Below are 25,373 nucleotides of genomic sequence, written 5' to 3' on the forward strand. Positions count from 1 at the left end.
GTCTCCGGGGCGGGCGGGGTCTCGACGGTCTCGCGGGTCTCGACGGTCTCGGCCGTGGCGCGGCCGGCGACGAGCGCCGCCAGCGCGGCCGGCGTCCGTTGGACGAAGACCTCGCGCGGGGTGAGCCCGACGCCTTCGCGGCGGGCCCGGTTGACCAGCTGGATCGCGATGATGCTGTCGCCGCCGAGGGCGAGGAAGTCGTCGTCGGCGCCGACCCGGTCGGCGCCGAGCACGGCAGCGAACACCGCGCACAGCGTCCGCTCCAGGTCGGTGGCGCCCGACCGTCCCGAAGTCGCGGTGGTCAGGCCGGGAGCCGGCAGGGCGGCTCGGTCGAGCTTCCCGTTGCCGGTCAGCGGCAGCGCGTCCAACGCGACGACCGCGGCCGGGACCATGAAGTCGGGCAGCGCGGCGGCGGCCCGGTGCCGCAGCGCCGGCCCGTCGACGCGCCCGCCCGCCCGGGGGACGACGTAGGCGACCAGCCGGCGCCGGCCTGCACCGTCCTCCCCGGCGACGACCACGGCCCGCTCCACCGCCGGATCGGCGGCCAGGACCGCCTCGATCTCGCCCGGCTCGATCCGGAAACCGCGGATCTTGACCTGGTCGTCGGCCCGGCCCAGGTACTCCAGCGAGCCGTCCGGGCCCAGCCGGGCCAGGTCGCCGGTGCGGTACATCCGGTCGCCGCCGTAGGGGTCGGCCACGAACCGGGCTGCGGTCAGGCCGGGGCGGCCCAGGTAGCCCCGCGCGAGCTGGGCGCCGCTGACGTAGATCTCCCCCGGGACGCCCGGCGGGACCGGGGCGAGGTGGCGGTCGAGGAGCCGCGCGCGCAGGCCGCGCAGCGGCTCGCCGATCACGCTCCGGCGGTCGGCGGCGGCGTCGGCCGCGCCGGCCCGGTCCAGCGGCAGGTACGTGACGTGCACCGTGGTCTCGGTGATCCCGTACATGTTGACCAAAGTCGGTGCGCCGTCCGGATGGCGCTCGTACCAGGGGGCCAGTCGGCCGAGCTCGAGCGCCTCGCCACCGAAGATCATCAGACGGAGGCTGAGGTCAGACCGTCCGGCCTCCCGCTCGGCCGCCCGCAGTGCGCCGAAGGCCGACGGCGTCTGGTTGAGGACGGTGACGGACTCCCGCCGCAGCAGGTCGAGGAACTGCTCGGGCGAGCGGGAGACGTCGTGGTCGACCACGACGAGCCGGCCGCCGTGCAGCAGCGGCCCCCACAGCTCCCACACCGAGAAGTCGAACGACACCGAGTGGAACAGCGTCCAGACGTCGGAGGCGTCGAAGCGGAAGAGATCCCGGGTGTCGGCGAACAGGCGCACCACGTTGCGGTGCGGGATCAGCGCGCCCTTCGGGCGGCCGGTTGAGCCGGAGGTGTAGATGACGTAGGCGAGGTTGTCCGGGCGCGCCCGCCCCGCCCCGTCCGGCGGGGTGGCCGGCGCTTCGGCCAGCGCCGCCCCGACCAGCGGGTCGTCCAGCGCGATCAGGGGCACGCCCGCCCGGGCCGGCAGCGCCGCGCGGGTCTCGATGGTGGTCACCGCGCAGACCGGCGCGGCGTCGCGCAGCATGAACGCGATCCGGTCGGCCGGGTAGGCCGGATCGACCGGCAGGTACGCGCCGCCGGCCTTGAGGACGGCCAGCAACGTCACGACCAGGTCGGCCGACCGGGGCAGCGCGACCGCCACGACCGACTCCGGGCCGACACCCCGCCCCGCGAGCAGGCGGGCGAGCCGGTTGGCCCGCGCGTCCAGCTCGGCGTAGGTGAGCTCGGCGTCGCGCCAGCGCAGCGCGACCGCGTCCGGGGTCCGGTAGGCCTGGGCCTCGAACAGCTCGGGCAGGGTGGCGCCGGCGCCCCACCCAGGTGCCGGCGGCGGCGGGAGGAGGGCGGCCCGGCTCCGCTCGGCCGTGGGCAGGGCGGCGACGGCGCCGATCGGCCGGTCGGGGTCGGTGGCGATCTCCTCGAGCAGCGCGAGCATCCGGTCGGCCAGGCCGGCGACGGTCGCGTCGTCGAGGACGCCGCGCTGGTAGCCAAAGGTGAGCCGCAACCGGTCGCCGGGGATCACCCGGATGGTCAGCGCGTAGTGGGTGGCATCGTGGCCGTCGACGGCGGCCAGCCTTGGGCCGCCCGGCGGGATCAGCGTGGCCGCCGCGAACGGGTAGGACTCCAGGACGAGCAGGGTGTCGAAAGCATCCCCCTGGCCGGCCAGCGCCTGGATGTCGGCCAGGCCGAGGTGCTCGTGGGCGAACAGCCGGCCCTGGGCCGCCTGGAGCTCGGCCATCAGCGCGGCGAACGTCCCCCCGGCGGTCACGGTGGCCCGAACCGGGATGGTGGTGACGAACAGGCCGATCATGGCCTCGACCCCGGCCAGCGCCGCCGGCCGGCCGGCGGTCGCCGCCCCGAACACGACGTCGTCGCGGCCGGCTGCCCGGGCCAGCAGGACCGCGTGGGCCGCCCGCAGGACGGTGCTCAGCGTCAGTCCCCGCTCGCGCCCGAGCGTGGTCAGGCGGGCGGCCAGCTCGGGGCTGGCCTCGCGGTCGACGGCGGCCGGGCTCGGGCCCGTCTCGCTCGCCGGCGTAGCGCGGTGGCCGCCGCCGGCGGCCAGTAGGGTCGGCCCCTCGAGGCCGGCCAGCTCGGTCCGCCAGGCCGCGCGGGCGGCGTCCCGATCCTGGGCCCGCAGCCAGCGCAGGTAGTCCGAGTACGGGCGGACGGCGGGCGGCCGGGGCGGCGGGGCGGCATCGGCATCGGCATCGGCATCGGCATCGGCGGCCAGCGTGAACAGCTCCCGCAGCACCAGCGGCAGCGACCAGCCGTCCAGGATGACGTGGTGGGCGCAGACCGCCAGCCGGGCGCTGTCCGCTCCGGTGCGGACCCACAGGAACCGGATGAGCGGCGGCGTGGTCAGATCGAAGCGCGCCGCTCGGTCGGCCACGACCAGCCGCTCGGCCTCGGCCAACCGCTCGGCGGCCGGCCAGCTGGAGAGGTCGACGATCGTCCACTCCGGTTCGGCCCGGTCCAGGATGGCCTGGGCCGGGGCGGCGCCGTCGGCCAGGACGGCGGCGCGCAGGAGATCGTGCCGGGCGACGAGCTCCCGCGACGCCACGCGCAGGCGTTCGGGGTCGAGGTCGTCGGCGTCGCCGCGCAGGTCGAGGACGAACTGGATGACGTAGACGTCCGGCGTGTCGTCCCCGTCGACGAGGCGGTGGAACAGCATCCCCGCCTGCGACGGCGACAGCGGCCAGACCTCGGTCAGGCCGGGCAGCCGCTCCCGCCAGCGGGCCAGGTCCGCCGGGTCGACCGGGGCCAAGCCCACGGGCGCCAAGCCCACGGGCGTCTGGTCTGAAGGCGTCTGGTCTGAAGGCGCCTGGTTCGCAGGGGCCGAGGCGTCCGCCGCTGCGGCCAGGCCGGCGACGGTCGGCGCGGCGAACACGTCGGCCAGCTCGACCGTCACGCCGGCGGCAGCCGCCCGGGTGACCACGGCGAAAGCCAGGATGCTGTCGCCGCCCCGCTGGAAGAACGAGTCGTCGACGCCGACGTCGGGCTGGCCGAGCACGGCCGCGAAGACGTCCCGCAGGACCGCCTCGGTCCGGGTGGCCGGAGCCCGAGCAGGCAGAGCCCGGCCGGACCGGGCCGCCGCCCGGAAATCGGGCGCGGGCAGCGCGCGGCGATCCAGCTTCCCGCCGGGGGTGGTGGGCAGCGCGGGCAGCACTACGAAGGCCGCCGGCACCATGTAGTCGGGCAGCGCCGCCGCCACGTGGGCGCGCAGCGCCGCCGCGAGCGCCCCGCTGCCCGCTTCGTCCGCTGCCGCCCCGGCTGGGATGACGTAGGCGACCAGCGCCCGGCCGGCCGGCCCGTCCTCGCGGACGACCACGGCGCAGCGGGCGACCGCCGGGTGGCGGTCGAGCACCGCCTCGATCTCACCCGGCTCGACCCGGAAGCCGCGGACCTTGACCTGATCGTCCGAGCGGCCGGCCAGGACCAGCTCGCCGCTGGCCGTCCACCGGGCGAGGTCGCCGGTCCGGTACATCCGCTCGCCGGTCCCGAACGGGCTGGCGACGTAACGGGACGCACCCAGCGCCGGCCGAGCCAGGTAGCCGTGGGCGACGCCCGCGCCGGCAAGGTACAGCTCGCCGACGACGCCCGGCGGTACCGGCATGAGAGCGCCGTCCAGCACGTAGGCCCGGGTGTTGCGCAGTGGGCGGCCGACCGTCGGCCGCCCACGGTCGGCGCTTCGCACCGGGCCGGTCGTCGCCCAGACCGTCGTCTCGGTCGGCCCGTACAGATTGGTCAGGCTCTCCGCGCGGGCGGTGAGCTCGCGGGCGAGGTCGGCCGGCAGCGGTTCGCCGCCGCACAGGACCCGCACCCGCGGGTAGGGCCCAGCAGCCGCGTCAAGGATGGATCGCCAGCGCGATGGGGTCGCCTGGGCCAGCGTCACCGCGCCCGCGGTCAGCAGCCGGGCCAGCTCCGAGGGGTCGCGGGCCGCCCCGCCCTCGACGAGATGGATCGAGGCGCCGACGGTCAGCGGGGCGAGCAGTTCGACCGTGCTCGGGTCGAAGCCCAGCGTGGTCGCGGCCAGGACCCGGTCGGCTGGCCCGATACCCACGGTCTCGGCGAACGACGACAGGAAGTTCGCCAGGGACCGGTAGCCGACCAGGACGCCCTTCGGCCGGCCGGTCGAACCCGACGTGTAGATCACGTAGACCGGGCTGTCCGCGTCGACGGCGGGCGGCCACGATCCAGCGGCCGGCACCGCCGCGGCGCCGGGCTCGGCGTCGGCCTCGGGATCGGCCTCGTCGATCAGGACGAGCCGCGTCCCGGGCGCGGCCCGCAGCCGCGCGGCGAGCGCTCCCGTGGTGACCAGCACCGACGGGGCCGCGTCCTCGATCATGAACGCGATCCGGTCCGCCGGGTAGTCGGGGTCGATCGGGAGGTAGGCGGCGCCGGCCCGGGCGGCGCCGGCGAGCGCGACGACCAGGTCGACCGAGCGGGGCAGCGCGATCCCGACAATGGAACCGGGCCGGGCGCCGCGCCTGGCCAGCCGGCGCCCGAAGGCGTCGGCCGCCGCCGCGAGCTCACCGTAGGTCAGGGTCCGCTCGGCGGTGACCAGCGCCGTCCGGTCGGGGCTGGCCGCGGCCTGGGCGGCGAACAGCGCCACCCACGGCTCGGTCGGGCTGGGCCCGGCGGTGTCGTTCCAGTCGACCAGCACCCGGTCACGCTCGGCCGAGCCGAGCAGGTCGATCGGGCCGATCGCCGTGCCGGGCTCGGCCAGCGCCCGGGCCAGCAGCCGCTCCAGCCGCGGGCCCACCGAGCCGGCGAACGCCGCCGACACCGAGCCCGGCTGGTAGGTCGTCTCCAGCTCGAGCGGGCCAAAGCCGCCGTCCCCGCCGAACTCGGCCACCACCATCAGCGGGAACTGGGCGGTGCCGTTGGGCAGCGGGCGGCGCTCGCCGCGCAGGTCCCGGCCGTTCTGGTCAGTGCGGTGGAGGGCGGCAGCGGCCGGTGAGCGGACGGCGAACATCGTGCTGAACAGGCTGGACACGCCGTCGGAGCGGTCCGGGTTGAGTTCGCGCGCGACGTCGGCCAGGTCGACGTCGGCGTGCGCGAGGGCGCCCCGGCACACCTCGCGGGTCCGGGCGACCAGCTCGGTGAACGTGTCGGCCGGGCCGACGGTGAGCCGGAGGCAGATGGTGTTGCCGAAGTAGCCGATGACGCCGTCGGTCCCGGCGCCGTCCCGGTTGACGACGGGCGAGCCGACGGTGATGTCGGTGGCCCCAGTGGCCCGGTGGATCAGGGCCGCGTAGGCGGCGAGCAGCACCACGAACGGCGTCGCGCCGTGCCGGGCGGCGAACGCCCGCACCTGGCCGGCCAGCTCGGCCGGGGCGTGATGGACGACCTGCCGGCCCGCGTCGCGCCGACGGCCGGCCGGCGGGTCGGCCGGCTGCGGCTGGCCCGGCTGCGGCTGGCCCGGCTGCGGCTGGCCCGGCTGCGGGTCATCTGGGCTCGGCTCAGGCAGGCGTACCGGATCGGCCAGCGGGAGCAGCCGTTCCCGCCAGTAGGCCAGCCCGGCCGGGCGGGCAGCCGGCTCGGCGGCCGGCCCCGCCGCGTCGATGAACGAGACGGTGGCGGGCGGGCCGTCGCCGTCCCAGCGGTCGTAGGCGGCCAGCAGGTCACCGAAGAAGACGTCCCAGGACACGTCGTCCCAGGCGATGTGGTGGGCGGCTACCGCGAGCAGGTGCCGGAGCGGGCCGTGGCGCAGCACGGTGACCCGCAGCGGCGATTCGGCGGTGAGGTCGAACGGGCGCCGGGCCGCGCGCAGCGCGATCTCCCGTGCGCGCTCCTCCCGCTCCTCGGCGGGCACGGTCGTCAGGTCCACGCTGAGCCACGCCGGTTCGATGTCGTCCCGGAGCACCTGCTCGAGCTGCCCGTCCGGGGTGACCCGGTAGGTCGTGCGGAGGATCTCGTGCCGGCGGGCGACGGAGAGCAGCGCCCGGCGCAGCGCATCGACGTCGAGCGGGCCGGTCAGCTCGAACCCGGCTGAGATCGTGTAGGCGGCGCTGCCCGGGTCGAGCCGCGACAGGAACCACATCCGGCGCTGTCCCGGGCTGGCCGGGTAGCCCCGGCCGGGCTCCCGTCGCGGCCGGGGGCCGGCGCCGCTGGCTGGCTCGCGCGTCAGTCGCTCGGCCGCCAACCGGCGGCGGAGCAGCTCGCGCTTGCGCTGCGCGGAGTCGGGACTCGCCACGATGCACGTCCTTCCAGTGGTGCGGCTTCCAGCGGTGCGGCTTCCAGCGGTGCGGCTTCCGATACGGCCCAGGGGGAGGCGGGCGTGGCTGAGGGCCCGCGCCCGCGCCGTCGCCCGGCGGCGCTAACCGAGACGGCGGCGCAGCTCCCGCTTGTCAATCTTGCCGACGGGGGTGAGCGGTAATGTGTCGACGATCGTGAGCAGGTCGGGGAGCATGAAGCGGGCCAGCCCGCGCTCGCGCAGGTACGCCTTGACCGCCTTGAGGGTCAGCGTCGCCCCGGGCCTCGGGACGACCACCGCGCGGACGCTCTCGCCGACCTGCTCGTCCGCCGCTGCGATGACGGCGGCCTGGGCGATCGACGGGTGGGCGAGCAGGTGCTCCTCGAGCTCGGCGGCGGAGACGTTCTCGCCGCCCCGGTTGATGACGTCCTTGAGCCGTCCCTCGACGACCAGGTTGCCGCTGGCCGTCAGCCGGACGAGGTCGCCGGTGCGGTAGAAGCCGTCGGGGCTGAACGCGGTCGCGTTGTGCTCGACGGCCCGGTAGTAGCCGCGCACGGTGTAGGGGCCGCGGGTCCACAGCTCGCCGATCTCGCCGGGCGCCACGTCGGCGCCGTCGCGGTCGACGATCCGGATCTCATCGGCGGGCGCGAGCGGGCGGCCCTGGGTGGTGAAGGCGAGCTCGTCGTCCTCGTCCGGGCGGGTGTAGTTCAGCAGCCCCTCGGCCATGCCGAAGACCTGCTGAACGCGCGGGCCGAGGACCGTCGGGATGCGCCGGGCCAGCTCGGCGTCCAGGCGGGCGCCCCCGACCTGGAGCAGACGCAGGCTGGCGGTGTCCGGCCCCTCCCATCCGGCGGCGTCGACCCAGATCCGGGCCAGGGCCGGGACGAGGGCGGTCACCGTGACCCGGTCCCGGGCGATGAGCTCGAAGACGATCTCGGGGCTGGGGGATGGCGCCAGGACCACCGTCGCGCCGACGCCGAGCGCTCCCAGGATGCCCGGGCAGGCCAGCGGGAAGTTGTGCGCGGCGGGCAGCGCGACCATGTAGACGTCGTCGCTGGTCAGCCCGCACAGCCGGGCGCTGGCCTCCGCGTTGTACGCGTAGTCCCAGTGGGTGCGCGGGATGAGCTTGGGCTTGCCGGTCGTGCCGCCCGAGATGAGCAGCACCGCGACGCCGGCCGGCTCGGGCACCGGTGGTGGCGCGGCCTGCCCGCCGGCCGTAGCAGCGGCCCCGGCCGCCGCTACGGCGTCGAGGCCGGTGAACGGACCGGCCTCACCGGCCACCAGCACATGACCCACCGACGGGACCGCGGCGACGATCTCCTGGGCCAGCGCCCGGTGATCGAAACCCTCGTGCGTGTCCGGGATGGCGTAGGCCACGGCGCCGGACAGCCGGGCCAGGTGCTCGATCTCGACCCGGCGGTGCGCGGGCAGCACGAGCACCGGGATCGAGCCCAGCCGGAGCAGCGCGAACAGCAGCGTCACGAACTCGGCGCGGTTGGGCAGCTGGACCAGGACGCGGTCGCCGGGGGCGAGGCCGAGCCGGGCGAGGCCGGCGGCCAGGTCATCGGCGGCCCGGTCGAGGTCGGCGTAGGAGAGCCGGACCGGCCGGGCCGGCGGACCGGCCACGACGGCGGTGGCCGAGCCGGACCGGCAGGCCCAGGCCCGGAGACGATCGCCGAGCGGGGCGCCCCGCCAGTAGCCCTCGTCCACGTAGCGGCGGGCGAACTCGTCCGGCCAGCGGACCCAGTCGTCCGCCGCGCCCGGCTCGGCTGGCGGACCGGTGACCGGCGGGGCGCTCACCGTTCGGTCCCGGCGGCGGCGGTCGCGCCGGAGGGATCGGCCGGGCCGAGCAGCCGCTCCTCGATCTCGTCGTCGGAGAGGCCGGCGATCTCCCAGGCGATCGCCGCGACGCGGTCGAGCCGCCCGGGCGTGGGCTCGGCCGCGCGCAGGTCCCGCGCGAGCGCGGCGACCGTCGGCGCGCCGAACAGCATTCGGACCGACACGTCGCCGGTGTCGAGCTCGTCGCGCAGCCGGGCCACCACGGCGGTGGCGAGCACGGAGTCGCCACCGAGGGCGAAGAACTCCTCGGTGACCCCGAACTCGTCGAGGCCCAGCGCCTCCCGCCAGACCGAGAGGATTACCCATTCCAGGTCGGATCCTGGCGGGGCCGCGGCCGGCCGCGTTCCGTCGAGATCGCGTTCGAGGATGGCGCCGACCGCCTTACGGTCGATCTTCCCGTTGGCGCTCAGCGGGAGTTCGGCCACCGCGACGACCCGGTCGGGCACCATGTGCGGCGGCAGGACGGCCCGCAGGCCGGCCCGGACCGCCGCCGGGTCAACCGGGTCGGCCGGGTCGGCCGGGCCCTCCCCCGCGTCCGGAACGACGACGGCCCCGAGCGCGCTCGGACGCCCGTCCGCGCCGCCGGTCAGCACGGCCACCCCGGCCCGGACGCCGGGCAGCGAGGCGAGCGCCGCCTCGATCTCCCCCAGCTCCACCCGGAAGCCTCTGATCTTGATCTGGTGGTCGCGGCGGCCCAGGAACTCGACGGTGCCGTCCGGGAGGTAGCGGGCGAGGTCGCCGGTGCGGTACCAGCGCTCGCCGCCGTGGGTGACGAACCGGTCGGCCGTGCGTTCCGGGTCACCCCGGTAGCCGCGGGCGACGCCGGCCCCGCCGATCCACAGCTCGCCGGCGACGTGGTCGGGGCAGTCGCGGCCCAGGGCGTCGACCACGCGCAGCCGGACGTTGCGCAGCGGGGTGCCGTAGGGCACCGAGCGCCATTCGGGCGGCACCGGCCCACCCCCGACGACCTCGCACACGGTGGAGTGGATGGCGGTCTCGGTCGTGCCGCCGAGCCCGAGGAACCGGCAGCCGGGGACGGCCGCCTCGAGCCGGCCGGGCAGGTCGACGCCGACCCGGTCACCGCCCAGGAGCACCGCGCGCAGGCTGGCGCCCAGCGGCACCCCGGTGGCCAGGACCAGGTCCAGCACGGCCGGCACGCAGTTGAGGATCGTGACGCTGTGGGCCGTGATGAGCTCGGCCCAGCGGGCGGCCTCGCGGCGGGACTCCTCGTCCACGATCACCACCGCGCCGCCGGATGACAGCGGGGCGAAGATGTCGAAGACCGACAGGTCGAAGTCGAGGGCCGAGACGGCCAGCGTCCGGTCGCCCGGGCCGAGGCCGAGCCGGTCGACCAGGTCGTCGATGGTGTTCATCGCGGCCCGGTGGCCGACCTCGACTCCCTTCGGCTGACCGGTCGAGCCCGAGGTGAACAGAACGTAGGCCGGTTCGTCCAAGCGGGCGGGATCGTCGGCCGCGCTCAACGTGAGTGTGCCGGGCGGGGCGGACGGGCCGGCGGCGAGCGCGTCGTCGAGGGTGAGCGGGGACACCCCGGCCGGCCAGTCCGGCCCGGGAGGCGCTGCGGATGACGCCGCGGACGGCGTGGTGATGACCGTGCGGAAGCCGGCGGTGGCGACGATCCGCGCGACCCGGGCCGGCGGCTGGTCCACGCCGACCGGCACGTAGGCCGCCCCGGCCGCCAGCACGCCGAGGACGGCGACGACCTGGTCCGGTCCCTTCGGCAAGCTGACGCCGACCAGGTCCCCCGGCCGCACGCCCCGGGCGGCGAGGGCGCCGGCCACCGCCGTCGCCCGGGCGGCCAGCTCGCCGTAGGACAGCGACCGGCGCACCGGCGACTCGCCGCCGCCGGCCGCTGAGTCCCACAGCAGCGCGAGCGCGTCCGGGCGCCGCGCGGCCGCCGCGAAGAACTCCTCGTGGAGCAGGCGGGTGGACGCCGGTCCCTCGACCGCGTTGACCCGGCGTCGCACCGTCCGGGTGGACTCGCCGAGGAGGCCGTCGACGGGCTGGTCCCAGGCCGTGCCGTCCGTGGCTGGCGCCGGGCCGGGGCCGGCCGGGCTGGGGTCGGCCAGACCCCGCACGAGCCGTTCGAACGCGGTGAACATCGCGTCGACGACGCCGGGAGCGAACGTGTCCTCACGGACGTCCCAGTTGACCAGCAGGCCCCCGTCAAGCTCGGTGACCTGGGCGTCAAGCAGGACCTGCGGGCCCTGCGAAATGATCCACACCGGCTGGCCGAACTCCCGGCGCACCGAAGCATCGAACAGCTCGCCGAGGCCGAGCGCGCTGGTGAACACGACCGGCGCGAGCACCGGTTCGCCCCGGTGGCGGCCCAGGTCGCGGAGCACCTCGACGCCGGAGTAGTCGGCGTGGGCAGCGTCAGCGTGCAGCCGGGTCTGGATCCGGCGGGCCCGCTCGACGAACGGAATGCGGTCGGTCAGGTCGATCTCCAGCAGAACCGAGCTGGTGAAGTCGCCGACGATCCGGTTGACGTCGGGGTGGAGCTGCTCGCGGTCGAACAGCGGAACGTTGAGGAGGAAGCGCGACTGCGCGCTCCAGCCGCCGAGCACTTCGGCGAACGCGGTCGCGACGGCCACGGCCGGGGTGATGCCGTGCCGGTGGGCCGCCCGGCCGAGGGCCTCGCGGGCGGGTGGCGGCAGCTGGAAGTGACGCCGGGAAACCCGGGGCGGTCCGCCGGGCTCGCCGGGGGCGCCGAGGCTCGCTACCAGCGGGAGCTGGGGCGCCCCGGGCACGCCGGGCAGGCGGTCGAGCCAGGCGCGCCGGGCCCGCTCGGCCGCCGCGCGCGGGAGAGCGTCGCGTTCCGCCCGGTAGCGGCGGTAGCTGTAAGCCGGCGCGGGCGCGACCTCGTCCGGGCACCCGTACTCCTCGGCCAGGTCGGCCAGCAGCACGCGGTAGCTGACCGCGTCGGCCGCGACCATGTCGACGTCGAGGTGGAAGCGGGTCGTGCCGTCGGGCCGCAGGCTCAGCGCGGTCGAGAAGACCTCGCCCCGTTCGATGTCGAGCATCTGGTGGGATAACTGGTCGCGGACGGCGGCCAGCCGGGTGGCGGCGGCGTCCTCGTCCAGGTCGCGCAGGTCCTGGACGATCAGGCCGCGCCAGCCGGGCGCCGGTTCGACGACCTGGCCGCCGTTGTCGGTGATCCGGGTCCGCAGCGCCTCGTGCCGCTCGATGAGCCGCTCGATCGCGGCGGCCAGCCGGGCCGGATCGAGGGCGTTCCCATCGAACTCGGTGTAGAGGTGCGCGGCGACGCCGCCGTAGGGCTGCCCGTCGCCGCGCCCGATCCAGTAGGCGTGCTGCATGAGCGCCAACGGGAACTCGGCGCCGTCGGCCTCGGCCGGCGCGACGGCCACCGGTGCGGGCGGGGCCGGCTCGCTCGCGGGTTCCTCGCTCCCGGGCTGGAGCATGACGGCGGGCTGCCTTCCGGCCAGCAGCTTGAACCAGCCGTCCAGGGTCGGGGCCTCGGCCAGCTCCGCGAAGTTGACCTTGATGCCGGCCCGCCGCCAGCCCCCGATCGCCCGGATCAGCGCGATCGACTCGAGGCCCCGCTCGAAGAGGTTGTCGTCGTCCCCGAGCTCGGCCGGATCCTCCCCGAGCAGCTCGGCGACGGTGCGCCGGAGCCTTTCGAGATCGCCGAGCGCTTCCAGATCGTCGACCGCCGCCGGGACCGGGCGGGCCGGCTGGGCCGGCACGGCCGGCACGAGGAAGCGGCTGACGCTGCGTAGCTTCTCGCGCGTCTCCTCCAGCTCCCGTTCCGGGCGCGACGCCCCGACGACGCCGGCCCCGGCTCGCAGCCAGGTCCGGCCGTCGTGCTGGAACGCCGTCCGCAGGACGAGGGCGGCGTCGAGGGCGCCGTCCGAGGTCGCGCTGATCACGGCGCCGCTATAGAGGCCACGCGGCGACGGCTCGTAGCGCCGGATCGCCGCGCAGGCGGCGTCCTTCGGCGCGCCGGTCGCCGTGATGGACGGGAAGACGGCGGCCAGCGCGTCCCAACCGTCCCAGCCGGCGGCGAGTCGGCCGCTGACCCGCGAGGCCAGGTGCTGCACGCTGCCCCGCTCGAGGACGGTCATGAACTCGTCCACGACCAGCGTGCCCGGCGCGCACAGCGGCCGGAGCTCGTCCTGGGCCGCCTGGACGGACACGGCGTGCTCGTAGATCTCCTTCGGGTCGCGTAGCAGCGCCTCCCGCCGGGCCCGGTCTCCGTCCCCGCCGTCGAACGCGGCCGTGCCGGCCAGCGGTTGGGTGGAGACCCGGCCGTCGGCGTCGACCTCGACCACGGTCTCCGGGCTGAACCCGATCGCGCGCAGGCCGTCCAGATCGAGCAGGAAGGAACGGGCCGGCGTGTTGCCGCGCCGCCCCCGCTCGTAGGTCGCGACCAGGTCGATCTCGCCGTCGACGGGGACGACCCGAGAGAGGATCACCTTGCGCAGCCGGCCGGCCTGGATGTCCTCGACGGCCCGCGCGACCATCCGCCGGTAGTCGTCGGCGCCGTGGTCGAGGTTGGCCAGCGGCCGGGGTTCGCCCGGCTCGTCGGCGGCCGCACCGCCGAGGGTCTCGGCGAGTGCGTCCAGATCAGCTTCCTCGGCCGCGCGCAGCAGCGCGCCGGTCGCCGACAGCCGCGCCTCGCGGGCCGGGATGACCAGGTGGATGAGCGGGTCGGGGATGACCGGCCCGGGCAGCCCGAGCGCCCGGGGACCGAGCTCGAAGCCGGCCCAGCCGCACGCCCGCCAGCCGGTGACCGGGAGCGCCGCCAGGACGCGGGCCAGGGTGCGCAGCGGAGCGCCGTCGACTAACTCGACCCGCCAGTCCCCGCCCGCGCGGTAGCGGATCTCGTCCCAGTACACGACGGCCTCGGCCAGGGCGCCCGAACCACAGTGCCACTCGCCGTCCCGCTCGTAGACGGTGACCGGCGCCGCGGCATGGCGGGCGAACCGCGCCGCCGCCGCCAGCGGATCACCGGCGAGCGGCACCGTCCGTTCGCGGTAGATCATCGGCGCCGTCATCGGGACGCGCCGGGGCCGGCGCCGGCGCCGCTGCCCTGCGTAGCCGGGGCGCCCGTCTCCCGGCGGTCGGCGGGCGGGCGATCGGCGCCCATCCGGGCAATCAGGCTGGCCGGGCGCAGATCCGTCCAGTTGGCCTCGACGTACTCCAGGCAGGACGACCTGCTCGCGGCTCCGTGCACCGTCGTCCAACCGGCCGGCACGGGCGCGAATGTCGGCCACAGCGAGTGCTGGCCCTCGACATTGACCAGGACGTAGAAGCTGCCCTTTTCGTCATCGAACGGGTTGGTCGACATGAGGTGCCGTCTCCTTGGATCTCAGTCCGCGACTTAGGCTCTCTTTACTTTAAGTTAGGTTTACCTAAGACAGCCACGTTTGTCTACCCCCGTCAGCCGCCGAAATTCCCTCATTTTTCCGGCATCCGGCGGCAGGATCAGTTCAGACGGCCGGCCTCGACGCGGACGATCCGCGGCAGGCGTTCGATGGTGGTCGGCCGGTGCGCGATGACGATCAATGTGCGACCCGCGCGGAGCCGGCGGAGCCGCTCGACGGCGGTCTCCAAGCGGCGCGCGACATCGGGGTCGAGGTCGGCGGTCGCCTCGTCGAGCAGCAGCACCGGTGGGTCGACCAGCGCGGCCCGCAGCAGCCCGACGATCTGCCGCTCGCCGGCGGACAGCCGTTCCCCCCGGGCGCCCAGCCCGGCGTCCAGCCCGCCCGGTCGCCGGTCGACCCACTCGGCCAAGCCGAGCAGGTCGACCGCCCGCTCCATCGCCGCCCGGTCCGGCGCGCCCGGCGTGAGCGCCAGGTTCTCGGCCAGGGTGCCGGTGATGATGTGCACCTGCTGCGGGATGAGGACTATGCGCGCCCGGACCTGCTCCGGCGGGGCGAACCGCAGGTCGACCCCGCCGTAGCGCACCGTCCCCGCGTCCGGTTCGTAGAGCCCGGTGAGCAGCTTGGCCAGCGTCGTCTTGCCGGACCCGGTGACGCCGACCATGCCGGCCCGGTCGCCAGCCGGGAAAGTGACCGAGACGTCGCGCAGCACGTCCTTACCGTCGGCGTAGCCGAAGCGGAGGCCGTCTGCGACCAGGTCGCCCTGAACTGGCAGGTCGTACCGCGCCGGCGACGCGGCCCGCGCCGACGGGACGGCGAGGGCGGCCAGCTCGGCCGGCGGCAGCGCCTCGAGCAGGTCCGTCAGGCGGGCCAGGCCCACCCGGGCCAGCTGGGCCTGGCCGGCCAGCCCGGACAGGGTGAGCATGCTCTCGAACAGGTTGCGGGTCGCGATCACGAACACGACGACCGTGCCGACGCTCAGGTGCCCCGCCCGGACCAGCCAGACGCTCAGCAGCAGCAGCGCGGCTGTGGCCAGGCCCTCGATCATCCCGAACAGCTCCAGGCGGTTCTGGACGGCGATGGTCCGGTCGGCCCCGACCAGCAGCTCGTCGTTGTCCGCCCGGAAGCGCCGCACCCACTCCTCGGGCCGCCCGGGCGCGACGAGCGCCTCGTGCGCGTTGAGCGACTCGGTGAAGGTCGCGGTCATCGTGGCGTCCGCCGCGGCCTGCCGGCCGAACGTCTCGGGCGCGGCCCGGTTGAACCAGACCACCACGGCGACCGCCATCGGCACGAACAGCGCGACGAGCAGCAGCGCGAGCAGCCATGAGTAGATCAGCAGCAACACCGTGGTCAGGGCAACGGTGAGGGCGACCCCGAGCAGGTTGGGCAGCTGGTCACGCAGGAACAGGGTCAGGTCGGCGATCTCGCCGGTCGACCGGCGCAGCAGGTCGCCGGTGCGGTGGGCCTCGATGAACCGCAAGGGCGCGCGGGCGAGGCGTTCGACGACGAGATCGCGCAGCCCGCGGATCGCCCGCTCCCCGGCCGACGAGAGCAGGATCTCCGACCAGCGCAGCAGGAGCATCCGGGCCAGGACGAGCCCGACCATCAGTGCCACCGCCCACCACAGGCGGCCCTGATCGCCGGCGGTCACCGCGTCGACCCCCCAGCCGATCGCCGGGGCGATGCCGACCACCGCCGCCGTGCTGGCCACGCTGGCCAGCAGCGCGACGGCCAGGATCGCCCGGTGCGGGCGCAGGTAGGGCCAGAAGCGCCGGAAGACGCCTGCGGTGGGCGCCTCCTCGGCCAGCACACGGACCTCAGCCATCCCCGCCTCCCACCCGGACGATCTCCTCGCCGCTCGCATCGCCGCTCGCATCGCCGCTCGCATCGCCGGCCGCATCGCCGGCCGCATCGCCGGCCGGCGCGGTCTCGGCCGCCTGCCGCGCGCCCCCGATCGGCCCGGCGCCCGCCGCCGGCACGCCGTCCGGCCCGAGCCGGAGCACGCGGTCGGCGGCGGCCAGGACGGAGGGGCGGTGGGAGATCACCACGAGGGCGGCCTGCGGCGACCACGCGCGCAGCCCCCGCAGGATCGTCGCCTCGGTCGCGGCGTCGACAGCCGCGGTCACGTCGTCGAGGATGAGCACGTCCGGCCGGCCGATCAGCCCGCGGGCCAGGGCCAGCCGCTGGGCCTGGCCGCCGGAGACGGTCGCCCCGCGTTCTCCGAGCTCGGTGTCGTAGCCGTCGGGCAGGCTCAGCACGAAGTCGTCGACGGCGGCGACCGCGCAGGCCGCCCGCAGCTCGTCCAGCTCGACCTCGCGGCCGACCCGGAGGTTGTCCGCCACCGTGCCGGCCAGGATCAGGGGCCGTTGGGGAACCAGGCCGATCCGGCGGGCCAGCTCGAGGCGGGAGACCCGCCGCAGGTCGACGCCGCCCAGGCTGACCGAGCCGGTCGCCGGGTCCTCCAGCCGGCAGAGCAGGCGGGCGAGCGTGGTCTTGCCGCCGCCGGTCGGTCCGGTCACGGTGACGAACTCGCCCGGACCGACGCGCAGGTCGACCGGTCCGAGCACCCGCCGGCCGTCGCGCCGGGCGGTCAGCCCGGCGGCGAGCAGGGCCCCGCCTGGCGGCGGGGTCTCGGCGTCGGCCGGGTCGTCGTCAGTGACCGGGGTCTCGAGGATCTCGGCGATGCGCCCGGCCGCGACCCGGGCCTGGCCCCGTGCCGAGAGCAGGTCGACCGCGATCGTGACCGCCAGCGTCAGGGTGGTCATCCAGGAGGTGAAGGCGACCAGGCCGCCGACGGTGAGGCCGCCGCGCAGCGCCACCGTCCCCCCGATGGCCAGGCCGGCCGCGATCGCCAGCCGGGGGACGGCCGGCGGGACGGCGGTCCAGGACGCCGAGATGCGCGCGGCGGTCATGGTGTGGTCGGTGAGGACCGCGCTGCGGTCGTGGTGGCGACGGACAAGAGCCGCCTCACCGCCGAGGCCGCGCACCGCGGCGCTGGCCGAGAGCAGGTCCTCCACCGCGTCGGCGCGGGCGGCGAACGCCTCGGAGAGCTTCTCGTTCGCCGCGTCGAAGCGGCCGGGGAAGTAGGCGTTGGCCAACGCGGCCAGCGGGATCGTCACCACCCCGACGATCAGCAGTGGCCAGTCGAGCAAGGCGAAGGCGGGCAGGACCACCACGATGGTCACGACGATCCGGACCCAGATGGCGAGGCTCTGCACCCACAGCCGGATCAGGTCGACGTCACGGGTGACCCGGGTGGCCAGGTCACCGTGCCCGTAGCGGGCCATGGCGGGGCGGTCGAAGGCGGCCACCCGCTCGACCAGCGCGGCCCGCAGCGCGTGCGCGACGCGGTTCGCGGCCCGGCCCGACCACCACAGGCCGCCAGCACCGCCGAGCATGAACACCACGGCGACGACCGCCGTCGGGACGGCCCAGGTCAGCGTGCCGTGGACCGATCGCGGGGTGATGCCCTGGTCGAGCGCGCGCTGAATGCACCAGGGGAGGGCGAGCATCGCCGTCTGCTGGACCACCGTGGCCGCGCCGCCGAGGGCGAGTTGCCCCCGCCGCGCCGACAGCTGCGTCCTGAGCAGTCGCTTACCCGTCGCGCCGTCCAACCCAGCACCGTCCTGACCGGTTCGTGCCCGCGTCGTCCGACGACCGTCCGGCGTACCGGCGTCCGGCACCGGCGTCCGGCACCGGCGTCCGATGTCGGGCCGGCGGGATCGGGAGCCCGTGCCCGCCTGGTCGAAGACAGCGGGCAGCGGCTACCTGCCCGATAAAGTCAGGTATAGCTAACCTAAGTAACCTAGCCCCGTCAACCCATCTGGACGGGCCGGCTCGGTTCCGTGAGCGGGTCGGCCGTTCCGCCGGACGCGGGCGCCGGGACAGCGACCGCGGGGCTCTGGGCCGGGCTCTGGGCCGGGCGCGCCGCCGGGCCGGCGCCGCGGCGCAGCGGGATCACCAGCGGCGTCCCCGACTCCGGATCGGTGATAATCCGGCAGGCCAGGCCGAAGACGTCCGCGACGAGCGCGGCGGTGACGATCTCGGCCGGCGGCCCCTGGGCGACGATCCGCCCGTCCCGCATCGCCACCAGGTGGTCGGCGTACCGGCTGGCCTGGTTGAGGTCGTGCAGCACCGCCACCAGCGTGTGGTCGCCGCCGGCGAGCAGCTCGGCGCACAGGTCCAGCACCTCGACCTGATGGGCGATGTCGAGGAACGTCGTCGGCTCGTCCAACAGCAGGATCGGCGTCCGCTGGGCCAGGACCATCGCCAGCCACACCCGCTGGCGCTGGCCGCCGGACAGCTCGTCGACCAGGCGGTCGGCCAGGTCGGCGACGGCGGTCCGGGCCATCATCTCGGCCACGACCCGCTCGTCCTCCCGCGACCGCTGGCGCAGCAGCCGCTGGTGCGGGTAGCGGCCGCGGGCGACCAGATCGGCCACGGTGATGCCGGCCGGCGCGGTCGCGGACTGGGCCAGCAGGCCGAGCCGGCGCGCGACCTCCTTCGTCGAGTACGACGAGATCAGCGCGCCGTCGAGGTGCACCGCGCCCGCCTTCGGCCGCAGCAGGCGGACCAGCGCGCGCAGCAGCGTCGACTTGCCGCAGGCGTTCGGTCCGACGATGACGGTGAACGCCCCGTCCGGGATGTCGATCCCCAGCTCGCGGGCCACCACCCGGTGGTCGTAGGCCAAGGTGAGGCCGCGCGCGCTCAGCCGCGTCATGGGGCGTCCTCCGTCATCGGCTCGGTCCCGTCCGCCGGTGGGCGCCACGCGCCCCGATGCGGCGTCACGCCCGCCGCCGTTGCCGGATCAGCAGGACGGCAAGGTAGACCCCGCCGATGGCGCCGGTCGCCACCCCGACCGGGAGCTGGGTCGGGGCGAACAGGCGCTGGGCGGCCAGGTCACCGACCGTCACCAGTGCCGCCCCCGCCAGCGCGGTCGAGACCAGCGGCGGCGCGGAGGCCGCCGTGAGCCAGCGGGCCAGCGGCGGCGCGCTCAGCGCCACGAAGCCGACCGGCCCGGCGGCGGCCGTCGCGACCGCGGCCAACGCCGCCGCGACCGCGATCAGCGTGAGGCGGCAGCGTTCGACGCCCACCCCGAGCGCCTTGGCGGTGTCCGTCCCCAGCTCCAGGTAGGCCAGCCGGCGGCCGTGGTAGAGGCCGATCGGCGTCAGGATGACCAGGGCCAGGGCCAGCGGCCGGACCTGGGCCCAGCCGCGGCTGTCCAGGCTGCCGATCAGCCAGATCTGCGCGGCGACCGCGTCGGCCAGCGCCGCCCGGGTGATCAGGTAGGAGTTGACCGCGTTGAGCAGCGCCGCGACCGCGATGCCGATCAGGACCAGCCGCGGCCCGGCCAGCCCGCGCCGGTAGGACAGCGTGTAGACCGCCGCGCCGGTCGCGGCCCCGCCGACCAACGCGCCCAGCGACGCCCCGGCGGCGTCCCCGCGCAGGACCAGCAGGACGATGATCGCCCCGGTGGCCGAGCCGGTGGTGAAGCCGAGGATGTCCGGGCTGCCCAGCACGTTGCCCGAGACGCTCTGGAAGATCGATCCGGACAGGGCCAGCGCGGCGCCGACCAGCAGCCCGGTCAGCAGGCGCGGTAGCCGCAGGGTGTTGACCACGAAGTCCGTGCCGCCGTCGCCGTGCCCGAGCAGGGCGCGGGCGACGTCACCCACCGGGATCGGGTAGTCCCCGGTGGTGAGCGTGGCGACGCCGACGGCCACGATCACCAGGGTGAAGCCGGCGCTCACCGCGACGGCGCGGGGGGAGATCCGGACGGACACCGCGTCGGCGCCGAACCGGGCCACCCGGGGACGCCGCGACGGCGGGAGGGCGCCGGCGGCGGGACGGTCGACCGGGCCGGCCGGCGCGATGCCGGTCACGCCCGGCCCAGCCGCGCGCGGCGGCACAACGCGATGAACACCGGAGCTCCGGCAAAGGCCGTGATGATCCCCACCTGCAGCTCACCTGGAGCGATGATCACCCGTCCGACCAGGTCCGATCCGACCAGCAGGATCGGGGCCAGCATGGCGGAGTAGGGCAGGACCCAGCGGTTGTCCGGTCCGGCGATCACGCGGGCGGCGTGCGGCACGGCCAGGCCGACGAAGCTGATCGGCCCGGCGGCGGCGGTCGCCCCGCCGCAGAGCAGGACGACCGCGAGCGCGCCCAGCATCCGGGCCCGGTGAAGGCGGACACCCAGGCCGCGGGCGGCCTCGTCACCCAGCGCGAGCGCGTTCAACGGGCGGGCAAGGGGGAGGGCGAGCAGGAGTCCCGCCGCCATGAACGGCGCCGTCGCCCGCAGCCCGGTCGATCCCGGCGCCGCCAGCGAGCCGACGTCCCAGTGCCGGAACTGGTCGAACGTCTTGGTGTCGATCAGCAGCACGGCGTTGACGAACGCGCCGAGGACGGCCGCGGCGGCCGCGCCCGCCACCACCAGGGTCGCCGGCGTCGTCGCTGCGCGGCCGGTCGCGCCGATCATGAACACGGCGACCGCGGTCAGGGCGGCGCCGGCGAGCGCGAACCACACGTAGCCGCTCGGGCTCGTGACGCCGAAGAGCGAGATGCCGACGACGACGGCGGCCGACGCGCCGATGTTGACCCCGAGCATCCCCGGTTCGACCAGATCGTTGCGGGTCAACGCCTGGCTGAGGGCCCCGGCCACGCCGAGTGCGGCGCCGACCACCAGGCCGAGCAGCGTGCGCGGTATCCGCAGGTTGTGCACGACCAGCGCGGCGGACGAGCCGTCGTCGTGCCACAGGACCCGCCACACGACGGTGAACGGCAGGTGGTTGGCGCCGACCCAGACGCTGAGGACGCACATCCCGACCAGCGCGAGCGACGTCACTAGCAGGCCGCAAACACGCACTCTCCGTGATACGAGCGAGCCCCCTTGCCGCCGTTGCCGCCGGCCGGGCAGGGCCGCTGCCGCCGGATCGGGCGGGCGCGGCGCCTCCGCCTCCGCCTCCGCGACAGCTCGCACCGCCCGCCTCACAATCTGGCGAAATTTGTAAGGATAGGTTAAGTTACCTATGGAGAGCCTAACCTGACTTCACGGTCACGTCCAGCGGCCGCCCGGCGCCGGTAGCGCGAGCCGGGGTCCAGCCAGCCGGGGTCTAGTCAGGGGCGGCCGCGGGCCCGGCCGATGGCACCGCCGGAGCGTGCTTGACACCCAGGGAGGTCACCCCAGAATATAGGTAAGGCTTACTTTACCAGATTAGCGTACGCTTCTCGTTACCGACGGGAAAGGGCGGCGCGCCCAGGGACCGGAGGATCGGGTGTGGTGAGAGGTCCGGCGTCCACGGACATCGGCATTCGGGACATCGTCGGAATCGGTTTCGGCCCTTCGAACCTGGCGTTGGCGATCGCCGTGACGGAGCACAACGCGCGCGTTTCCCCGGCGGCGGCGCTGAGGGTGTCTTTTCTGGAGCGCCAGCCCCGATTCGGCTGGCACCGGGGAATGCTCCTCGACGGGGCCACGATGCAGGTATCCTACCTCAAGGACCTGGTAACCCTGCGGAATCCGGCCAGCGATTTCAGTTATCTGTCGTTCCTGCATGAGCGGGACCGCCTGGTTGACTTCATCAACTACAAGACCATGTTCCCGCTGCGCCAAGAGTTCCACGACTACCTGGAATGGGCCGCCCGCCGATTGGATGACCTGGTCGAGTACGACACGCGGGTGGTCGACATCCGGCCGGTCACCGTCGACGGCGAGGTCCGGATGGTGGACGTCGTCGGGGTGCGGGGGACGACCGGGGAGACGGTCGTCCGCCGGGCCCGCGGCGTCGTCATCGCCGTCGGGCTCGAGCCGACGGCGCCAGCCGGCATCGAGCTGTCCGAACGGGTCTGGCACAACCACGACCTGCTCAGCCGGGTCGCGAACCTGCCATCGCCGGTGCGCGACCGGTTCGTCGTGGTCGGGGCCGGGCAGAGCGCGGCCGAGGTGACCGAATTCCTGCACACGAAGTATCCGCGGGCTGAAGTCGTGGCCGTCTTCTCGCGGTACGGTTACAGCCCGGCGGACAACAGCTCGTTCGCGAACCAGATTTTCGACCCGTCCGCAGTGGACGATTTCTACGCCGCGCCGCCGCCGGTGAAGGACATGCTCAATACCTATCATCGGAGCACGAACTACTCGGTGGTCGATATCGACCTCATCGACGAGCTCTACCGCCGTGTCTACCAGGAGAAGATGCAAGGCCGGGAACGGTTGCGCATCATGCGCGCGTCCCGGCTCGTCGAGCTGCGTCAGCTCACCGACGGCGTCGCCGCCGACGTCGAGTTCATGCCGACCGGCACGCGGGAAAAAATAGAGGCGGACGTCATTGTCTTCGCCACCGGGTACCGCTCGCGGGATCCACGCCAGCTCCTCGGCACGATGGCCCGGCACTGCCAGACCGACCCGGCCGGCCACGTGGCGCTCGACCGCGACTACCGGCTGGCGACGGCGCCCGGCGTCCACGTCGACCTGTACGTGCTCGGCGCGACCGAACACTCCCACGGCATCTCCTCGACCCTGCTCTCCAACGTCGCCGTGCGGGCCGGCGAGCTCGTGCGCTCGATGGCCGAGCGGCGCGACCGCGCCGCAACCCCCGCGGGCGAGGGCGGCGGCACCCCGCTCGAGACGGGCCACGCCACTCCCCGATCCGCCTGGGACAGCGGTCTCGGGGCGCTGTCGGTCCCCCGCCCGGCCGGGCGGTGATGGCGGCCGGCACCGCCGCGCTCGACTTAGCCGAGCTGCGGCGTCCCGTCCGAGGTCGGATCACGCTGGCGGCCGGGCTGCAAGCTCTGGCCACGGTGCTGGCGATCACCCCAGCGGTGGTGCTGGTGGAGATCGCGCGCCGGCTGCTGAGCGGAGCGGGGCAGCCGGTATGGCCGCTGGCGTGGCTCGCGGCCGGCCTGCTCGTGGCGCGCTTCGCGCTGTACGCCGCGGCGAGCCTGCTCAGCCACCTGGCCGACGCGGACCTCGCCTACCTGCTGCGCCGCCGCCTGACCGAGCAGGTGAGCGCGTTACCGCTGAGCTGGTTCGCCGGCGGGGTCTCGGCCCGGGTGCGCTCGACGGTGCAGGACGACGTGGCGACGCTGCACCACGCGGTCGCCCACGCCCGCGGGGACCTGGCTTCGGCCGTGGCCGGCCCGGCGGTGGTGGTCGGCTACCTGCTCTGGGTCGACTGGCCGTTGGCGCTCGTCACGGTGGCGCTCGTCAGCGCGGCCCAGGCGATCCGCCTGCGGCTCGCGGTCCGCGCGACCGACCAGGTCAGCCGGATCGGTGCGGCCAACAACGAGCTGACCGCGGCCGTGCTCGAGACGGTTCGGGGCATCAGCGTCGTCAAGGCGTTCGCCGGCGGCCGGGGCGCTCCCCGGTTCGCCGCCGCCGCGGCCGAGTACGCCGACGCCGACGAGCAGGCCCAGCGCATCTTCCTCCGGCCCCGCGGCGTCGCCCGGGCGACGGTGGCCCCGGCGACCATCGTGTTCGCGGTCACCGCCGTCGGCACCGGACTGGTCGCGGCCGGGTGGAGTGACCCGGTGGACCTGGTGGCCTTCACGCTGCTCGGGGTCGGGCTGTTCGAGCAGATCACGCCGATCTACCTGGCCCAGGACCTGCGCGAGCGCTCCCGGGACGCGGCGGCCCGCATCGGCGGCCTGCTGCACGAGCCCCGGCAGCCCGTCCTCGAGCCCGGCCGCGCCCGCCCGGTGGGCACCCCGCTGACGGTCGAGATCGACGACGTTCATTTCAGCTACCCGGACGGTCACGAAGTCCTGCGGGGGGTGAGCGCGACGCTACGGCCAGGCACGGTGACGGCGCTGGTCGGGCCATCCGGAGCCGGGAAGTCGACGCTCGCGATGCTGCTGGCCCGCTTCGCCGACGTCACCGGGGGCGCCATCCGGCTAGGCGGAGCCGACCTGCGCGACATCGACCGGGACGACCTCTACCGCCACGTCGGATTCCTGCTGCAGGATGTCGTCCTGCTGCGTCGCTCGATCCGTGACAACATCGCCCTGGCCGTCCCGGATGCGTCCGAGGCGGCGGTGCGCGTCGCCGCCCGCGCGGCCGCCGTCGACGACCGCGTCCTCGCCCTGCCGCGCGGCTACGACTCGGTGGCCGGCGAGGACGCCCACCTCTCCGGCGGGGAGGCGCAGCGGGTCGCGATCGCCCGTACCCTGCTGGCCGGGACACCGATCGTGCTCCTCGACGAGGCCACCGCGTTCGCCGACCCCGACTCCGAGGCCGCGATCCAGGACGCACTGGCCGAGCTGGCCGCCGGCCGGACCCTGCTCGTGATCGCGCACCGCCTGTACACGATCACCGAGGCCGACCAGATCCTGGTCCTCGACGACGGGCGCCTGATCGAGCACGGCCGGCACGACGAGCTACTCGCCGCCGACGGGCGCTACGCCCAGCTCTGGCGGGCCCAGCAGGGCGGCCGAGCATGACCGGCCACCTGCGCGGCCTCGTCCCGGCCAGCCAGCACCGGCCGCTGGCGCGGTACCTGGTGGCGGTGGCCGGCTACGCCGTCAGCGAGGGCGTCGCCTTCGGAGTACTCGTCCCGCTGCTGACCGCCCTGATCGACGGCCGTACGGCCACCGCAGCGTGGTGGCTGATCCCGCTCACGGCCGCGGCGGCGACCGGCTGGTTCGCCCACTACTACCTCGGGTCGCGGGCGTTGCGACTGTCCTCGGCCTGGCGGCGCGCCCTGTACGCGCGCATCGGCGACAAGCTTCTGGCGTTGCCATTGGGCTGGTTCGACGGGCCGGCGGCCGGGCAGATCCCACAACTAATCATCGGCGACGTCTCTCGGGTGGCCACCACCGTCTTCCTGGCCGAGGCCTTGATCGGCGCGGTCCTGACCCCGCTCACGATCGGGGCGTTCCTGCTCAGCTTCGACTGGCGGATCGGGCTCGCCGCGCTGCTGGCCGTCCCGGTCGTGCTCGCCGCGCTCTCGGTCGGTCGCCGCCTCACCGAACGCACCGAGGCGGCCAACCACGCCGCCACGGCCGAGGCCGGCAGTCGGCTGGTCGAGTTCGCCGGCGCCCAGCCGACGCTGCGGGCCACCGGTCACAGCGCCGCTGGCCAGGCCGCCTTGGACGAGGCGCTGGCCGCCCAGCACCGCGCGGCGCGGCGCGAGATCGTCGGCTCCCTGCCGGGCGAATACCTCGGCGAGCTCGGTATCCAGCTGGCCTTCACGGCCCTGTTCCTCGCCGGCCTCGCGCTGACCACCCATCACGGCCTCAGCCCGACCCGGATGACCGCCCTCGTCGTCCTGGGCATCAGCCTGCTCCGCCCGCTCGACGCGCTGGTCGGGCTCAGCGCCGCGTTGCGCTCCGCCCAGGCCTCGGCCCAGCGGGTCGACGAGCTCCTGGCGGTCGAGCCGCTCCCGGAACCCACGACCGGCCGCCGGATCGGCCATGCCGGGATCGAACTCACCGATGTCCGCTTCGCCTA

At 75.1% G+C, this 25,373-nt stretch carries 12 protein-coding genes; 3 read left to right on the forward strand and 9 right to left on the reverse strand.

Annotated elements, in window-relative coordinates; translation table 11 throughout:
- The 9 genes from AC08OV_RS14150 to AC08OV_RS14190 all read right to left on the reverse strand — a co-directional run.
- Positions 1-6,731, reverse strand: a 6,731-nt coding sequence (locus AC08OV_RS14150) for an amino acid adenylation domain-containing protein (RefSeq protein ID WP_476619767.1), incomplete at its 3' end; no start/stop codon positions are given.
- A 123-nt stretch (positions 6,732-6,854) separates the two neighbouring features.
- Positions 6,855-8,531, reverse strand: a complete 1,677-nt coding sequence (locus AC08OV_RS14155; RefSeq protein WP_476612684.1) for a (2,3-dihydroxybenzoyl)adenylate synthase — start codon at positions 8,529-8,531, stop codon at positions 6,855-6,857.
- Complete coding sequence (locus AC08OV_RS14160) at positions 8,528-13,594, reverse strand: salicylate synthase (RefSeq protein ID WP_476612685.1); 5,067 nt, start codon at positions 13,592-13,594, stop codon at positions 8,528-8,530. Before AC08OV_RS14160 ends, AC08OV_RS14155 begins: the two co-directional genes overlap by 4 nt.
- Positions 13,595-13,602: 8 nt before the next feature.
- Complete coding sequence (locus tag AC08OV_RS14165) at positions 13,603-13,899, reverse strand: MbtH family protein (RefSeq protein ID WP_476612686.1); 297 nt, start codon at positions 13,897-13,899, stop codon at positions 13,603-13,605.
- Between the two features lie 137 nt (positions 13,900-14,036).
- Complete coding sequence (locus AC08OV_RS14170) at positions 14,037-15,758, reverse strand: ABC transporter ATP-binding protein (RefSeq protein WP_476612687.1); 1,722 nt, start codon at positions 15,756-15,758, stop codon at positions 14,037-14,039.
- Positions 15,751-17,547, reverse strand: coding sequence for an ABC transporter ATP-binding protein (locus tag AC08OV_RS14175; RefSeq protein ID WP_476612688.1), 1,797 nt, complete (start codon positions 17,545-17,547; stop codon positions 15,751-15,753). Before AC08OV_RS14175 ends, AC08OV_RS14170 begins: the two co-directional genes overlap by 8 nt.
- A gap of 200 nt (positions 17,548-17,747) precedes the next feature.
- Positions 17,748-18,653, reverse strand: a complete 906-nt coding sequence (locus AC08OV_RS14180; RefSeq protein ID WP_476612689.1) for an ABC transporter ATP-binding protein — start codon at positions 18,651-18,653, stop codon at positions 17,748-17,750.
- Between the two features lie 64 nt (positions 18,654-18,717).
- Positions 18,718-19,812: a FecCD family ABC transporter permease gene (locus AC08OV_RS14185; protein ID WP_476612690.1), complete on the reverse strand. Its 1,095-nt coding sequence runs from the start codon at positions 19,810-19,812 to the stop codon at positions 18,718-18,720.
- Positions 19,809-20,774: a FecCD family ABC transporter permease gene (locus tag AC08OV_RS14190; RefSeq protein WP_476612691.1), complete on the reverse strand. Its 966-nt coding sequence runs from the start codon at positions 20,772-20,774 to the stop codon at positions 19,809-19,811. Before AC08OV_RS14190 ends, AC08OV_RS14185 begins: the two co-directional genes overlap by 4 nt.
- Before the next feature lie 432 nt (positions 20,775-21,206).
- Between AC08OV_RS14190 and AC08OV_RS14195 the strand changes: the two genes are divergently transcribed.
- The 3 genes from AC08OV_RS14195 to AC08OV_RS14205 form a co-directional block, all read left to right on the forward strand.
- Complete coding sequence (locus tag AC08OV_RS14195) at positions 21,207-22,631, forward strand: lysine N(6)-hydroxylase/L-ornithine N(5)-oxygenase family protein (RefSeq protein WP_476612692.1); 1,425 nt, start codon at positions 21,207-21,209, stop codon at positions 22,629-22,631.
- Positions 22,631-24,364, forward strand: coding sequence for an ABC transporter ATP-binding protein (locus tag AC08OV_RS14200; protein WP_476612693.1), 1,734 nt, complete (start codon positions 22,631-22,633; stop codon positions 24,362-24,364). Before AC08OV_RS14195 ends, AC08OV_RS14200 begins: the two co-directional genes overlap by 1 nt.
- Positions 24,361-25,373, forward strand: a 1,013-nt coding sequence (locus AC08OV_RS14205) for an ABC transporter transmembrane domain-containing protein (protein WP_476619768.1), incomplete at its 3' end; no start/stop codon positions are given. The genes AC08OV_RS14200 and AC08OV_RS14205, both read left to right, overlap by 4 nt.

Source organism: Frankia sp. CeTa3Moorea (assembly GCF_978021225.1).

Bases quoted from the DNA above. Each gene is read 5' to 3' on its own strand.
- AC08OV_RS14160 (WP_476612685.1), bottom strand. From the start codon at position 13,594: ATGATCTACCGCGAACGGACGGTGCCGCTCGCCGGTGATCCGCTGGCG.
- AC08OV_RS14165 (WP_476612686.1), bottom strand. From the start codon at position 13,899: ATGTCGACCAACCCGTTCGATGACGAAAAGGGCAGCTTCTACGTCCTG.
- AC08OV_RS14170 (WP_476612687.1), bottom strand. From the start codon at position 15,758: ATGGCTGAGGTCCGTGTGCTGGCCGAGGAGGCGCCCACCGCAGGCGTC.
- AC08OV_RS14180 (WP_476612689.1), bottom strand. From the start codon at position 18,653: ATGACGCGGCTGAGCGCGCGCGGCCTCACCTTGGCCTACGACCACCGG.
- AC08OV_RS14200 (WP_476612693.1), top strand. From the start codon at position 22,631: ATGGCGGCCGGCACCGCCGCGCTCGACTTAGCCGAGCTGCGGCGTCCC.